This is a genomic window from Corynebacterium sp. LaCa_70 (assembly GCF_058182015.1).
The window spans coordinates 458,288-473,409 of sequence record NZ_CP190914.1; the positions used below are offsets into that span (position 1 = coordinate 458,288).

Sequence of the window (15,122 nt, forward strand, 5' to 3'; positions counted from 1 at the left end):
ACACTGGCTTTGATTCCGAAGATTCTGTGATGTTGCAAGGAGTTACCGAAGGGTGGATCTTTTTCGTGTCTTCGCTCAAGACCCACGTGGAGCGGCAAGCGCACTAATCCGTACCCGCAGTAGATTTGAATCCACGCAAGCGCAGGCTGTTGCTGACGACAAACACACTCGATAGCGCCATCGCTGCCCCGGCGAGCATCGGATTCAACAAACCGAGAGCAGCCAGGGGGAGTGCGGCGGTGTTATAAGCAAAAGCCCAGAACAGATTGCCTTTGATGGTGCCGAGCGTCCGGCGGGACAGCCGGATCGCGTCGGTGGCTGCCCGCAGATCGCCGCGCACCAGCGTGATATCGGCGGATTCCATAGCCACATCGGTGCCGGTGCCCATCGCCATGCCCAGATCGGCTTGCGCCAGGGCAGGGGCGTCGTTGATACCATCGCCAACCATCGCGACCTGATAGCCCTGAGCCTGGTATTCCTCGATCACCGCGACCTTATCTTCCGGCATGACTTCCGCTTTCACGTGGTCAATGCCTACTTCGGCCGCGACGGTGTCCGCCACCGCTTGGTTATCGCCGGTCAGCAGCATGGTTTCTATGCCAAGCTCCTGGAATTGCTTGATGGCCGCAGCGCTGGTGGGTTTCACCTGATCGGCCACGGTCAGTACGGCGGCGGGGGAGCCGTCGACAAGCACAGCCAACGCCGTGTGTCCTTGTTTCTGCGCGTCGAGAAACGGCTGCTGCAACGCACCCAGATCTTCGTTATCTGCCAGGCTTGGCTTGCCGACGGCGACTTGGCGGCCATCCACCACTCCGCGCACGCCAGCGCTGCGGATGGATTCGAATTCGGTGACCTCGCTGAGGCTGCGGCTGTCATCGGCACTCTTGTCCGCTGCTGCCCGGGCGATCGCGCGGCCAATCGGGTGCTCGGATTCGTGCTCCAGGCTTCCGGCGAGATGCAGGACTTCGTCACGGTTGACGCCTTCGGCGGTGATGACGTCGGCAAGATCCATCACGCCGGTGGTGACGGTGCCGGTTTTATCCAGGACGACGCGATCAATGCCGCGGGACTGTTCGAGTACCTCTGGGCCCTTGATCAGCACGCCCATCTGTGCGCCACGGCCGGTGCCCACCAGCAAAGCAGTGGGAGTTGCCAGCCCCAGCGCGCACGGGCAGGCGATGATCAGCACAGCAACCGCGGCGGTAAACGCGGCAGCCCAGTCACCGTCGATGAGCAGCCACGCGACCAGCGTGAGGACGGAGACGCCGATGACAATGGGCACGAAAATGCCCGAAATTTTATCGGCCAACCGCTGGGCAGAAGCCTTGCCCGATTGTGCGTCTTCGACCATCTTGGCCATCTGCGCCAATTGGGTGTCTGCGCCGACCTTCGTGGCGCGCACAACCAGTTTGCCGCCGCCGACGTTGATCGTGGCGCCAGCGACAGAGTCCTCCGGGCCTGCTTCTACCGGTATGGATTCACCGCTGAGCATCGAGGTATCAATGGTGCTGTGGCCAGATACAATCACGCCATCGGTGGCAATCTTTTCGCCATCACGGACGACGAATTCATCTCCGACGGCCAGCTCATCGATGCTGATGGTGGTCTCCGAGCCATCGCGCAGCACCGTGACTTCACTGGCCCCCAGATCCAGCAGCGCGCGCAAGGCAGAACCGGCGGTGCGTTTCGAGCGCTTCTCGAAGTAGCGCCCGAGCAGAATGAAGGTGATCACACCAGCGGCGACTTCGAGGTAAATGTGGCTGAGCCCGTCGCCACGCGAGACGGTGAAATCAAAACCGTGACGCATGCCGGCATCACCCGCCGAACCGAAGATGAGCGCGACCAGCGACCACAGCAGCGCCGAGGAGGTACCCAGCGAAATCAGCGTATCCATGGTCACGCTGCCGTGGCGCAGGTTTTGCCACGTGGCCTTATGGAACGGCCACCCGGCCCACAGCACGACCGGGAGAGTCAGCGCTAACGAGACCCAGCCCCAGTAGTCGAACTGCCACGCCGGAACCATCGCCAGCGCAATAACCGGCACCGCCAGCACTGCAGAAACGATCAGGCGGCGTCGTAAAGAATCCAGTTCAGCTTCGGCCATCGCATCCTGCGGAGCCTGCGAGCCCGGGGCAGTGGCGTCCGGAATGAGCTCTGCGCCGTAACCGGTCTTTTCGACGGTGGCGATGAATGCGTCGGCATCCAAGGCATCCGTGCCGCCGGTGATGGTGGCTTTTTCCGTGGCGTAGTTGACCTGTGCCTGCACGCCGTCATGCTTGTTGAGTTTCTTTTCGATGCGTGCCGCGCACGATGCGCACGTCATGCCGGAAATATTCAGCTCGATAGTGGATGCAGCGTTGGCCGTAGAAGCTGTGCTGGCCGTGGATGCAGCGTTGGCCGCGGACGGTGACGATGGTGTCGGAGTGGGCATCGTGGAACATGCTCCTTTGCGCGTTGTTTACGCATTACTTACGTGGTGTTTTGTGCGCAGGTTTGTGCGCAGCGTTATGCGCGTTCGGCGGTGTAGCCTGCCTCATCAACAGCGGCGATGATGTCCTGATCAGTAGCTGGGGTTTCTGCGCCTTCATGGAAGTGCACGGTGAGTACTCCACTGGCGGCGCTGACATCTAAGCCGGAAACTCCGGACAGTTGGGATACTTCTTCGCGTACGGCTTTTTCACAATGCTCGCAGCTCATTCCGGTGACCTTGTAGGTTGCTGCTGGGTTGGATGCGTTCTCGGTAGACATCATGAGCCTTTCTGTTGGGGTAATCGTTTTTTGGGACGCTATACGCCCCATGTTATACCCCCATGGGGTATATGACAAGGATAGGTGATGGTCTACATTGCTGGTTATGACAAAACCACGCCGCGCACAGCGGCCTTCATCTAAAAAGCAGCCATATGCGCTGGCCATCGCGCTGGGAATGAGCTTCAGCATTGGGGTTGGATCTGGTGTGATTCCGGTAGCAGCCCACGCGCAATCATCTTTCAGCTCCTCCAATGGAGGTGGGCAAGGTAGTAGGCCAGCCCCGCAACCGGCCCCGCAACCGGCACCGCAGCCAGAACGCCCGGAACAGCCGGGCCAACCGGGCCAGCCAGGACAACCGCATAAGCCACGCCAAGATTTCAACGTCACGATGTTGGGTGATCTGCTCGGCGTCGGCAAGTCCGATGCCGCCGGTTTTTATTCCGGTGATCTAGGGATCATGCGTGAAATCACCCCAGGTAAGAAATTTGCGGTGGTATTTGGGGATTCTTTCCGTGGCCAGCGTTTTGGGCAAGGCGAATGGATGAGCCCGGTTGGTGTCGTCGCCCAGAAAACCCAGGATGGGCGCATCGAAATCCTGGAGCCGCTGAATGACGGCGCCAAAGCTGAACAGCTAATTAAATATTCCCACGGCAATAACGGTCTGACCGTGATCCCATCCGACCTGCTCAACCTCAATGGGACCCTGTACATGCAGGGTATGTGGAATAAACCACTGGGAAACGTCACGCACACGCAAGTTTGGAAATCAGTCGACCACGGCGCGACCTGGCAATCCGTCGGCACGATCGACGGCGGCTACAAGGGTGGGCTGATGCAGCTACTGTCCTGGGAGCAAGGCCCGGATGGTTGGATCTATCAGGTGTCGACGAAATTTGGCCGCAAGCACGACGTGTACCTGAGCCGTATGCAGCCTGGCGAGCTCACCAACCCGCGCGCCTGGCAACATTTCAACCCGCGGACGGGGCAGTGGGAGTCGGCGTCGACAAGAACCCTGCACCCGGTACTCAGCGAGCCTGTACAGGCCGGAGAAATGTCTTTGCGCTATATCCAAGGCCACTGGGTGCTCGCGATGTTCAACGAGCAGACATTAGCCGTGGAGGTCCGGATTTCCCGGGACCTGGCGACCGACTGGAACCGCGTTCCGGTGGCGACCATCGTGCGCAACGGGCCGTGGAGCCAGCCGCAGGGGCCGGATAACTTCTCGCAGCCCTATGGCGGCTACATCACGCCCGGCTCGACCCTGGATAACCTGGACTTGGTGATCTCGCAATGGAACACGTCGAACAATTCGCGCTATAACTCCACGCAATTCAATGTGCGTGGGCTGGATAAATTCTTCGGTATTACGGGGGCTGACACAATACAGCCACGTGCGCTGCGCTCGGCGCCGATGCCAGATGCAGACGTTGTGCCGTTCGATGCGGAAGTCCTGGATGTTACCGAGGTGGCTCCAGACGACGCCGCCATACCGCAACTGACCACTGATGAGACCACCACGATCGTCGAGCTTGACGACGCCGACGCTGCCGCGCTGCTGAACTAGCTAGCTCTTGACGATCTTCCGGATGGCCTTCATGGCCTCGTCCAGCGTGGCTTCTGCCTGCGGCCCAGATTGGGTCGCGGCATCGGCCACGCACGAATGGATGTGGTCGTTGAGCAAGTCCAGGGAAATATTTTCTAATGCTGAGGTGATCGCGGAGATCTGCGTGATGATGTCGATGCAGTATTGGTCTTCGTCGATCATTCGTTGTATCCCGCGAGTTTGCCCTTCCACGCGGCGTAAACGGGACAGGTAGCGGGATTTATCTGCGCTGTACCCATGCTCGTGGTGGGTGCACGGGCAATGATCGTCGTCCTGTTCTGTACGTCGTTGCATGTTCTGTGTGTCTGTGGGTTGTGCGTCGGTGGTCTGTGTATCCATGGTCTGTGCGAGTTCTTGTGGGGTATCCGCAGCGCTCATACTCGTAGATTACTGGTTGCTTAGCATCGCATACAAACGGCTAAAAATGGTCTATTACCTGCCGTTTTGTGTAATATCACGGCATGTATTAATGTATTGCAAGTCGCCGACACCAAGGAAACAAGGTGTTGAACACGCTAGCCCCCATCGTCTAGCGGCCTAGGACACTGCCCTTTCACGGCAGCGGCACGGGTTCGAATCCCGTTGGGGGTACAAAGAGCTTTCTCAATCTCTTTCACAGTTTGGCCCTGTGGCGCAGTTGGTTAGCGCGCCGCCCTGTCACGGCGGAGGTCGCGGGTTCAAGTCCCGTCAGGGTCGCCAACAAAATCTCGAGTCATCGTTGTGGAAACGGTGCCTCGAGATTTTTCTCTACCAACTCACGCCTAGCTTGTCGGCCATATCGTCGAAGATTCGACGCGCGACCACCAAATTTTTCGCGATTGGACGCTGCCTGCCTGGACGGCGTTTCTCGTTGTAATACTCGCCGGATTCGAAATGAATCCCCGGAGTTCCGGCCAAATAATACGCCAGGTTATCGCCACCCACAGAAGGAGCACCGAGAGCCTTCGCCACAACACTGGAATAAACCCGGGAAATAACTCCTGATGACGTTTGCGCAAACGAGGTCGCCAGTGCGCCGGGGTGAAAAGACACCGCTGTTAGTCCGTGCAGGTCGAGGTAGCGAGTCAACAGCATATCGCCGAGTTTCGCGTTGCCATAAGCGCGGGAAGAACTGAAATTCCGGAAGGTGTTTGGGTCTTCCGGGCGAAAATAAGACATCAACAAATGCGCCACAGAGGCAGTCTGTACGACGGTGGCGTCGTCGGCACGAAGTTTATCTTGCAGAAGGGAAGTCAAGAGGAAAGGCGCGACAACGTTGATCTGCCACGTGAGTTCGAAACCATCAGCTGTGGTCACAGGGCCGTCAAAAATACCGCCGGCGTTATTGGCCAAGGCGTGAATATGTTCCAGCTGGCTGAGTTCGTCGGCAAGCGCTCGAACCTCTGCCAGGGAAGCGAAATCTGCCGTGAAATACTCTGCGCCGATGGCACTAGCGACGCTGCGTGTCTTGTCTGGATTGCGCCCAACGATGATGAGCCGATCGCCCGGGCGGTTCTTGTGTAGCGTGTGTGCGGCTGCGGCACCGATTCCGTCTGATGCTCCAGTGATGACGATGGTGCGGGGTGCAACATTTTCGATAGGCATACTAGGAGTTTAACTTTATGAGCGTAACTTTGAGCCTGATGAAGAAGTTTGGATGGCGGGTTTATGGTGTTTGTAGTGCGGATTTGCTCAGGTATGCAAGCAAACGGTAGTCTTAACCATCGTGCGCAACGGAGTCTGCACAGACGGAATCCGAAGTCACATAAAGTTAATAAGGCCCTGTGGCGCAGTTGGTTAGCGCGCCGCCCTGTCACGGCGGAGGTCGCGGGTTCAAGTCCCGTCAGGGTCGCTCAGGAAAATGCCCGGCATTCACGGAAACGTCAATGCTATGATTATTTTCCTTGGCCAGATAGCTCAGTTGGTAGAGCATCCGCCTGAAAAGTGGAAGGTCAGCGGTTCGATCCCGCTTCTGGCCACATCTAGCCCGTCAGAATGTTTACAGAAACATCCTGGCGGGCTTTGTGCATCGTGGATGCGGGCTCGGATACAGGGGAGTCAGGAATGCTGGCATACTGGGGGAGTCAGGTTTTCCGGCACAAGGATCACACGATCCACGGAAACTACATGAGCAAAGGAGAGGTTTCATGACTGCACATAACCAACAAATCACTGATAACCCTGCAGAATCCCGCTTTGAATTAACCGTTGACGGCGAGCTGGCAGGTTTTTCTGAATACAAAGACAACGGCGACGTCCGTGAATTTGACCACACCGTGGTGCACGAAGAATTTCAAGGCAACGGCCTGTCCAAGCCATTGATCAAATTTAGCTTGGATCACGCCCGGGACAACGGCCTCAAAATCATTCCTACCTGCCCGGCATACGAGAAATTCCTGCAGAAAAACAAGGAATACCAAGAGCTGGTAGCGAAATAAAAGCGCTAGCCTGAAACCACTCTGCAGCGGCTAAGCCCAGGGGAAGATCCACACGATGAACCAGGGTTTGCAGGCAGCAGAAAAGCCCGGGTGATTAATACCCGGGCTTTAACCATGTGCGTGGACCACGCGCTGTGCACCCCGCTAGGGCGCCTAGTGCGCGGTTCCTAGATGTCTAAGAGCTCGATGCCTAGATGTAGTAATCCGGATCGCGCAGTTTTTCACACTCTTCCTTCTTCCGTGGACGCGCCACGGCGGGGATGCCCACGGCAATGCAATCAGCCGGAACGTCCTTGGTTACCACAGCATTGCCACCGACCGAGGAATTCTTCCCGATCGTCACCGGGCCTAATACTTTGGCGCCGGCACCGATAACGACGTTGTCTTCTAACGTTGGGTGACGCTTGGTTTGGGTGAGCACCTGGCCGCCCAGGGTGACACCGTGATACAACATCACGCCGTCACCAATTTCTGCGGTTTCGCCGATGACAATACCCATGCCGTGATCAATGAAAAAGCGCCGCCCGATCTTTGCACCGGGGTGGATTTCAATTCCGGTGAAAAATCGGTTCAGCTGCGCTAAAACCCGGGCAGGCCCTTTCCAATCGCGCTGCCACAACCAATGGGCAACGCGATGCGCCCAGATCGCGTGTAGACCCGAATACACGATCGCATTTTCGACGGTGCCGCGTGCAGCAGGGTCATGCTCACGGGCATTTTGAAGATCTTCGCGGATGCGGGACACGATCTGGAACATAGACAAGAGCCTAACAGGTGATTAGTCGCGGATGTCTTCGTAGAGCAAGGTGGAAACGTAACGCTCACCGAAGTCTGGGATGATCACGACGATGTTCTTGCCTTCGTTTTCCTCACGGGCTGCAACCTCCAAGGCCGCCTTGATATTGGCGCCAGTGGAGATACCGCCCAGAATGCCGTCGTCAACAGCCAGCTTACGGGAAGCCTTGACGGCGTCTTCGTTGCTGACGGTGATGACTTCATCCAATACGGAACGATCCAGAATCTCTGGGATGAAGTTCGCGCCTAGGCCCTGAATCTTGTGTGGGCCGGCCTTGCCTTCGGTCAGCAGTGGGGAAGCGGCTGGCTCAACAGCGATAGCCTTCAGATCCTGGTTCTTTTCCTTCAGGTACTTGCCTGCACCAGAGATGGTGCCGCCGGTGCCGATACCAGCAACGAAGATGTCGACGTTGCCGTCGGTGTCTTCCCAGATTTCTGGGCCAGTGGTCTTGTAGTGCACCTGGGCGTTGGCCTGGTTAGCGAACTGACGGGCCAGGATGGCATTGTCTTCGGCCTCGGCGATCTCGTTGGCCTTGTCGACGGCGCCCTGCATGCCTGCTGCACCAGGGGTGAGAACAATTTCTGCACCGTAGGCGCGCAGCAGAACGCGGCGCTCGTTGGACATGGTTTCTGGCATGGTCAAGATGACCTTGTAGCCGCGGGCTGCGCCCACCAGAGCCAGGGCGATACCGGTGTTACCGGAGGTAGCCTCAATAATGGTGCCACCTGGCTTCAGCTGGCCGGATTCCTCGGCGGCATCGACGATCGCGCGGCCGATGCGGTCTTTCACTGAGTTTGCTGGGTTGAAGGATTCTACCTTCGCGTAGACATTAGCCTTGAGGCCCTTGACGGATTCGTTCAAACGAACCAGTGGGGTGCCACCAATGGTGTCCAGGATGTTGTTGTATACCTTACCCATTTGTTGTTCATCTCCTTTGCGGCTGCAGAATCTATGCATTGGTCTGTGTAGCGACTATGCACGGCACTCTGCAATGAAATTGGGGTTTTCTTTCTGCGCACCACTATACAGCATGGAACTAGACAGAGCAGTCTTTATATTCTAGACAGCCAAGTCGGGGGTTTTGCCAACGAAAATTTCAGCTTGGTGTGAAGTTTCCGGTGGGGCCGATCGGGGTTAGGTATTACCCCCGTTTTCACGCTACAGTGAGGTCACGCGGTTTTGGAAACACCCAAATGGGTACACCCAGATGAGGAGACTTCATGGATTCCCAACTAGTCAAAGACGATGACGAAGCCATCCGCTCTGCGCTCACGACGCTGAAAAATTCCACCAGCATTCCCGTCACCATGTACGCCACCTTGTTGGCTGATAACCGCCTGCAAATCACGCAGTGGGTTGGGCTGCGTACACCTGCGCTGCAAAACCTCATCATGGAACCAGGAACCGGCGTCGGTGGGCGCGTGGTCAGCACCCGGCGCCCGGTAGGTGTTTCCGATTACGTGCGTGCAAACATCATTAGCCACGAAAATGACCAAGTGATGCAGGACGAAGGGCTGCATTCATTACTGGCAGTGCCAGTCATCGTGCGCCGCGAAATCCGTGGGGTGCTGTACGTGGGCGTGCACTCGCCGGTGCGCTTGGGTGACAAAGTTATCGAAGAAGTTACGATGACAGCCCGTTGTCTGGAACAAGATTTCGCAGTCAATTCTGCGCTACGGCAATTCGAAGCCTCCGTGCCTGCCACGCCGCGCTCAAACCGCAGCATGAATGGCGCGGAATGGGAGCAGGTGCGTTCCACACATTCCAAACTGCGCATGCTGGCTAACCGCGTCGATGATGACAATATGCGCAAAGAAATCGAGGTGCTGTGTGAGCAAATGGTCTCGCCAGTACGCGTGAAGCAATCTACGCGGCTGTCTGCCCGTGAGCTCGACGTACTCTCATGTGTCGCGCTGGGGCATACCAATGTGGAAGCTGCAGAAGAAATGGGCATTGGTGCAGAAACCGTGAAGTCTTACCTGCGTTCGGTCATGCGCAAACTAGGCGCACACACCAGGTACGAAGCCGTAAATGCGGCTCGTCGCATCGGCGCCTTGCCGTAAAGATCTGCGTTAGCCCACAAAAAACTATGCGAGCCCAGACGGGCTGGCCGAATGCGACCATAAGCAAGGTAGAAATCGGTACTGTTTAACACCGTGAAGGATATATTTTTAGTCACCGGTGGCGCACGCTTGCAGGGCTCGGTCAAAGTCGACGGAGCCAAAAACAGCGTGCTGAAGTTGATGGCCGCGGCGCTGTTAGCAGAAGGTACGACCACGCTGCACAACTGCCCGGAAATCCTTGATGTTCCCTTGATGCAAAACGTGCTGCAAGGGTTGGGCTGTGAGGTGGACATCGATGGTCCTACCGTACGGATCACCACGCCTAGCAGCGAAAAGTTATCCCCAGATGCGGATTTTGAGGCAGTCCGGCAGTTCCGGGCTTCAGTCTGCGTGCTTGGTCCGTTGACTGCGCGCTGTGGTCGCGCTGTCGTCGCGTTGCCGGGCGGCGATGCGATTGGCTCCCGCCCCCTCGATATGCACCAATCAGGCCTGGAAAAAATGGGTGCGATTACCCGCATCCAGCACGGTGCTGTCGTCGCGGAGGCAGAAAACCTGCATGGCGCAGAAATCAAACTCGATTTCCCCTCGGTCGGCGCTACAGAAAACATCCTGACTGCCGCAGTACTGACCGCCGGCGTGACCACCCTGCATAACGCAGCGCGGGAACCAGAAATTGTTGATTTGTGCGACATGCTCAATGGTATGGGCGCACAGGTAGAAGGTGCCGGGACGTCGAAAATCGTGATCACCGGCGTCGACAAGCTGCACCCGATCGAACACGAAGTGATCGGCGATCGCATTGTGGCTGGCACGTGGGCCTACGCTGCGGCGATGACGCAAGGCGATATTACGGTCGGTGGCATTGCCCCGAAGCATCTACATTTGCCGCTGGAAAAGCTGCGCAGCGCGGGTGCCGAAATCGAATCGTACGAAAACGGATTCCGCGTGCGCATGGACCAGCGCCCGGTCGCTGTCGACTACCAAACCCTGCCGTTTCCTGGCTTCCCGACAGACTTGCAGCCGATGGCAATTGGCATTTCCGCGCTTGCCGACGGCATGTCTGTGATCACGGAAAACGTGTTTGAGGCGCGATTCCGGTTCGTGGACGAAATGCAGCGACTCGGCGCGGACGCCCAAGTGGATGGCCACCACGTCGTGTTGCGTGGCATCGATGAGCTGTCGTCGACAAGCGTGTGGTCCTCCGATATTCGCGCGGGCGCCGGTTTGGTACTGGCAGCTTTGCGTGCCGACGGGGTGACCACCGTCCATGACGTGCACCATATTGATCGCGGATACCCAAATTTTGTGGAGAATCTGCAGCGTTTGGGGGCAACCATCGAACGCTCCGTTGCATAGTCAGGGTTGCTGGTGCAGCGCCTGGACAAACCGGGGTTTTCGGGGGAATAACCCAGGGAATACCGGAAAACCTTGCCCGGGTGTGAGCCCCATCGGGTAGTCTGCTTGGAGTAATCACGCGCTAGATTTCGCCGAAACTTTCCGGAAAGGTTCGCACCCACATGACGGCTCACGACAATGGCCCACAGCAAAGCTCAGGCACAGGCAAACACGCCACTGGCAAACATGCCGTTGACCCACAGGATGAACCACAAGCTGTTCCCGCTGCCCGCGCGCACCGGTTGTCCAAGAAATACGGCTCGGGTGATACGGAAGTTGTCGCGCTTGACGCTGTCGATGTGGTTTTTGAGCGGGGAAAATTTACCGCGATCATGGGGCCTTCCGGTTCCGGCAAATCCACGCTCATGCACTGCATGGCTGGGCTAGATGCGGCTTCTGCAGGGCATTCCTTCATCGGGGATACAGACCTGTCGCAGCTTGGCGATAAAGGCATTACTGAGCTGCGGCGTGACCGGCTCGGTTTTATTTTCCAGTCGTTTAACCTGGTGCCAACACTCACAGCGGCGGAAAATATCACGTTGCCACTGAATATTGCCGGTAAAGACGTAGACCAAGCCTGGTTCGATGAGGTCACGGAGCGTTTGGGCTTGGACAAGCGGCTGGATCACCGCCCAGCAGAGCTTTCCGGTGGCCAGCAGCAGCGCGTGGCTTGTGCCCGCGCGTTGGTCTCGCGTCCGGAGATTATTTTCGGTGATGAGCCGACCGGTAACTTGGATTCTAATTCCTCGGCAGAGGTGCTGGATATTCTGCGCACCGCAGTCGATAACGATGACCAAACCGTCGTGATCGTGACGCACGATGCGCGTGCTGCCTCTTATGCGGATCGCGTGATTTTCCTGAAGGACGGCACCATCGTCGACGAGCTGTATGGGGCGAGCATGGACGATATTTTGCAGACCATGGCGGGAATTGAGGGCTAAAGATGGCGAAGCGTACATCCATGCGCACCATCGCCGTGCGCAATATCGTCTCGCATAAACTGCGCTTGGCGCTGACGGTGCTGTCGGTGATGCTTGGCACCGCGTTTATTTCTGGCGCGTTCATGTTCACTAATTCGCTGTCGTCGACGTTTGCAGCAGCCGTCGGCAGTGCCTATGAGGACGTGGACGCGGCCGTCAGTCCGGCAGAAGGCTCCCCGGCCATTGATGGTGAGACTGTCCAGGCCATTACTGACGACGAGTCCGTGCGGGCGGTCAACCTCACCGAATCCACCAATGTCGTGGTTGCTAATGAGAACCTCGAGGCCTACCAAGTCGGCGGGGGTACGTCGACGCTGCAAATGTATTACCCGCCGGAAGCCAAGGTGGGTGAGGCCGATGAAATCATTGATGGGGCAGCACCGCGCGGCGAGGGCGAAGTCATTGTTAACGACGCCGCCGCGGAAGAACAAGACATCAACGTCGGCGAGAAGATCATCCTGGTCACTCCGGATGAGCGCTATGAGGTTACCGTCAGCGGAATCTACACCCCAGCCCTGGAAGAAGGGGTGGGCTCGCTGTCTGTGTTGATGGAGGCAGGCGCGTACCAGCACCTGTTTAACCCGGACGGTATTGCTAGCCAGATGACCGTCGCCGCACACGATGGCACCACTTCCGAGCAGCTGGTTGACCACCTCAACGAGACATACCCACAGGTGGAAGCCCAAACCGGGCAAGCGCTTGCCGACGATTTGACGGAACAAATCAGTAACGCCCTGAGCTTCGTCAATTACTTCTTGGTTGCCTTCGGGCTGATCGGTCTGCTGGTGGGCACGTTTATTATCGCCAACACCTTCTCGATGATTGTCGCCCAACGCATCAAGGAATTTGCGTTGCTGCGTTCTATCGGTGCCTCCCAGCGCCAGATCACCGGATCAGTGGTCGTCGAAGCTCTGGTCGTCGGCTTCTTAGGTTCGGTGCTCGGCGTCATTTCCGGCATCGGCTTGGTTGCGGTGATCCGCGCAGTGCTATCAGCGCGCGGGATGTCCTTCGACGGTGGGGGCCTGGGCTTGTCGGTTTCCGCCGTTGTCGTGCCAATTATCTTGGGAATTCTGGTCACCATCGGTTCTGCCTGGGCTCCGGCCCGCCGGGCGGGCAGGGTGAAGCCAGTCGAAGCCATGCGCTCGACAGAATCTGCCGCCGGGGCGCCGCTGACTGTGCGCACCATCATAGGAACCATCATTATCGTCGCCGGTGTGCTGGCCGCGGGCCTGGCGATGCTGCTGGACGATTCGGGAACTACCCTGCGCGCCAGCTTGGTTGGCATCGGCGCCTTCTTAGTAGTCGTCGGCTACTTCATGGCTGGGCCGGCATTCAGCATGGGCATCGTGCCCGCGCTGGGGCGGGTCATCGGTGCGCCATTTGGTTCTATGGGACGGCTGGCTTCCACGAATGCGCGCCGCTCGCCACGTCGTACCGCTGCCACGGCATTCGCGTTGACCCTGGGAATGATGCTGGTCACCGGCATTGGCATGCTGGGTGCGACCATGAAAAACAGCATCGGCGACATGCTGGAAGAAACCGTCACGGCTGATTTCTTGGCTACCGGCCCACAGGATGGATCCTTCCCAGTACCCCAAGCGGTTCCGGGGGCGCTGGCAGAAACCGACGGCGTGGAAAGCACAGTGACCATGCGCATGGCGCCAGTGCAGATCGCCGGCCAGGCCGGATACAACTATGGTCCGGGCTATACCTTTACCAACAGCATTGACGGCAACCCGCAGGATTTCGTCGATATGGATATTGTCGACGGGTCGGCAGACTTGGTGGCAGAACCCGGTGTGCTGGTTAGCGAGGACTTAGCGAAAGCACAAGGCTGGACCGTCGGCCAGGCACTGCCACTGACGACGCTCGAGACCGCCGAAAGTTCTGATGAATCTGGCGAACCAGTCGCTGTGGAACCTGGGCACGAAACAGAGGTGACCATCACCGGCATTTACAGCAGCGAGAACGATATCTTCGAAAACCTGCTGGTTTCACAATCTGCCGTTGATGAAGTCATGGACGGCGATACCGCACCGATCCAAATGATCGCGGTAAACACCGATGATTCCGTCGGTGAAGATGAGATGCGCGAGCGGCTGGTGGAATCGGTCAAGGAATTCCTGGTCATCCAGGTGAAAACCGGTGCCGAATATGCCGATGAGGCTAGCCAGCTGATCGATCAGATGCTGTCAATCCTGTACGCCTTGCTGGCGCTTGCCGTGATTATTGCGGTGCTGGGCATTATCAATACGCTGACACTCGGTGTGATTGAGCGTCGACAAGAAATCGGAATGTTGCGTGCGGTTGGTGCTTACCGTGGACAGATTCGCACGATGATCATCGTGGAGGCCGTCCAGATTGCGCTGTTCGGCGCCATCATGGGAATTCTTGCAGGGCTTGGCCTGGGCTGGGCGTTTATCGACGTGCTGGCAGGTGAGGGGCTCGGTGGGGCGGTCATTCCGTGGAACCAGGTGCTGATCATGCTGGGTGGTGCGGCAGTCGTGGGCGTGGTTTCCGCGTTGTGGCCAGCACGCAAGGCAGCTAAGACACCACCGCTGGAAGCCATCGCGGACTAGCATGAGTGATATGGACAGCACGACTGAGCCCAAGGATGTTGGTGCGGCGAAACGCACCTGGAAGGGCCACTCTCTAGGCTTCTGGGTGCTCGAGGCCTTGAGCGCTTTCGCTCGGTTTTATATGGCCTATATCTGGATCAGTGCTGGCTCCGCGAAATTGAATCAGCACTTGTCCGTGACACAGACCATTGAGGGCTACGAAATCTTTACCCCGGAATGGTCTTCGGCATTGGCACATCTGATTGGCCCGCTGGAGATCGCCGGGGGAGTATTTCTGCTTCTTGGTTTGTTCCTGAAACCAGCGGGCTGGGTATCGACGACGGTGCTCGTGCTGTTTATCATCGGTGTAGGGTCCGCTTGGGCGCGTGGGCTGATGATCGATTGCGGTTGCTTCACCGTCGACATCAGCGAATCGGATCAGGCTATGAACTATTTACGCACAATCCTGCGGGATGTGTTTTATATCTTCTTAAGCGTGTGGATTGCGCGCAGGCCTTTCCGACGCTTAGCTATTTATCCGTAGCGGCCGTTTATCCTT

Annotated in this window: 13 protein-coding genes and 4 tRNA genes; 11 read left to right on the forward strand and 6 right to left on the reverse strand. The window is 57.7% G+C overall.

Features of this window, described 5'->3' with window-relative positions; translation table 11 throughout:
- Positions 1 to 103: 103 nt before the first annotated feature.
- The gene (locus ACP8MI_RS02030; protein WP_275432479.1) at positions 104 to 2,431 is read right to left on the reverse strand and encodes a heavy metal translocating P-type ATPase; all 2,328 of its coding nucleotides are present in this window, start codon (positions 2,429 to 2,431) and stop codon (positions 104 to 106) included.
- A gap of 74 nt (positions 2,432 to 2,505) precedes the next feature.
- Positions 2,506 to 2,748: a heavy-metal-associated domain-containing protein gene (locus ACP8MI_RS02035; protein WP_049167411.1), complete on the reverse strand. Its 243-nt coding sequence runs from the start codon at positions 2,746 to 2,748 to the stop codon at positions 2,506 to 2,508.
- A gap of 106 nt (positions 2,749 to 2,854) precedes the next feature.
- Here ACP8MI_RS02035 and ACP8MI_RS02040 point away from each other — a divergent pair, with 106 nt between their 5' ends.
- Positions 2,855 to 4,315 (forward strand): DUF4185 domain-containing protein, encoded by a 1,461-nt coding sequence (locus tag ACP8MI_RS02040; RefSeq protein WP_284589660.1) that lies wholly within the window; start codon positions 2,855 to 2,857, stop codon positions 4,313 to 4,315.
- On the opposite strand, the gene ACP8MI_RS02045 is transcribed toward ACP8MI_RS02040, so the two are convergent.
- Positions 4,316 to 4,732, reverse strand: a complete 417-nt coding sequence (locus ACP8MI_RS02045) for a metal-sensitive transcriptional regulator (RefSeq protein ID WP_284589661.1) — start codon at positions 4,730 to 4,732, stop codon at positions 4,316 to 4,318.
- A 140-nt stretch (positions 4,733 to 4,872) separates the two neighbouring features.
- Here ACP8MI_RS02045 and ACP8MI_RS02050 point away from each other — a divergent pair.
- A tRNA-Glu gene (locus tag ACP8MI_RS02050) sits at positions 4,873 to 4,945 on the forward strand.
- Between the two features lie 31 nt (positions 4,946 to 4,976).
- Positions 4,977 to 5,053, forward strand: a tRNA-Asp gene (locus ACP8MI_RS02055).
- A 48-nt stretch (positions 5,054 to 5,101) separates the two neighbouring features.
- Here the strand turns inward: ACP8MI_RS02055 and ACP8MI_RS02060 are convergent.
- Positions 5,102 to 5,938, reverse strand: a complete 837-nt coding sequence (locus ACP8MI_RS02060; protein ID WP_239211126.1) for an SDR family NAD(P)-dependent oxidoreductase — start codon at positions 5,936 to 5,938, stop codon at positions 5,102 to 5,104.
- Positions 5,939 to 6,111: 173 nt separating this feature from the next.
- On the opposite strand from ACP8MI_RS02060, the gene ACP8MI_RS02065 reads away from it, so the two are divergent.
- From ACP8MI_RS02065 to ACP8MI_RS02075, 3 genes are all read left to right on the forward strand, one after another.
- Positions 6,112 to 6,185: transfer RNA gene (locus tag ACP8MI_RS02065), tRNA-Asp, on the forward strand.
- Positions 6,186 to 6,239: 54 nt separating this feature from the next.
- A tRNA-Phe gene (locus ACP8MI_RS02070) sits at positions 6,240 to 6,312 on the forward strand.
- A gap of 168 nt (positions 6,313 to 6,480) precedes the next feature.
- Positions 6,481 to 6,771, forward strand: coding sequence for a GNAT family N-acetyltransferase (locus ACP8MI_RS02075; RefSeq protein WP_239211121.1), 291 nt, complete (start codon positions 6,481 to 6,483; stop codon positions 6,769 to 6,771).
- Positions 6,772 to 6,961: 190 nt separating this feature from the next.
- Here ACP8MI_RS02075 and epsC read toward each other — a convergent pair whose 3' ends face one another.
- Positions 6,962 to 7,528, reverse strand: a complete 567-nt coding sequence (gene epsC, locus ACP8MI_RS02080) for a serine O-acetyltransferase EpsC (protein WP_018120848.1) — start codon at positions 7,526 to 7,528, stop codon at positions 6,962 to 6,964.
- Positions 7,529 to 7,549: 21 nt separating this feature from the next.
- A complete protein-coding gene (cysK, locus tag ACP8MI_RS02085) occupies positions 7,550 to 8,485 on the reverse strand; it encodes a cysteine synthase A (protein WP_239211119.1) in 936 nt (311 codons plus the stop codon).
- Between the two features lie 302 nt (positions 8,486 to 8,787).
- On the opposite strand from cysK, the gene ramA reads away from it, so the two are divergent.
- The 5 genes from ramA to ACP8MI_RS02110 all read left to right on the forward strand — a co-directional run bounded on the left by ramA (position 8,788) and on the right by ACP8MI_RS02110 (position 15,107).
- Entirely contained in the window at positions 8,788 to 9,630 is an 843-nt protein-coding gene (gene ramA, locus ACP8MI_RS02090; RefSeq protein ID WP_147578692.1) for an acetate metabolism transcriptional regulator RamA, read from the forward strand.
- Positions 9,631 to 9,723: 93 nt separating this feature from the next.
- Positions 9,724 to 10,986 (forward strand): UDP-N-acetylglucosamine 1-carboxyvinyltransferase, encoded by a 1,263-nt coding sequence (gene murA / locus ACP8MI_RS02095; RefSeq protein ID WP_147578691.1) that lies wholly within the window; start codon positions 9,724 to 9,726, stop codon positions 10,984 to 10,986.
- Positions 10,987 to 11,147: 161 nt separating this feature from the next.
- Positions 11,148 to 11,966 (forward strand): ABC transporter ATP-binding protein, encoded by an 819-nt coding sequence (locus tag ACP8MI_RS02100; RefSeq protein WP_147578690.1) that lies wholly within the window; start codon positions 11,148 to 11,150, stop codon positions 11,964 to 11,966.
- A gap of 2 nt (positions 11,967 to 11,968) precedes the next feature.
- On the forward strand, positions 11,969 to 14,584 hold the full coding sequence (locus tag ACP8MI_RS02105) for an ABC transporter permease (protein WP_239211117.1): 2,616 nt from the start codon (positions 11,969 to 11,971) through the stop codon (positions 14,582 to 14,584).
- A gap of 1 nt (position 14,585) precedes the next feature.
- Positions 14,586 to 15,107 carry a MauE/DoxX family redox-associated membrane protein gene (locus tag ACP8MI_RS02110; protein ID WP_275432477.1) on the forward strand — a complete coding sequence of 174 codons (522 nt, stop codon included), beginning with the start codon at positions 14,586 to 14,588 and terminating at the stop codon, positions 15,105 to 15,107.
- Positions 15,108 to 15,122: the final 15 nt, after the last annotated feature.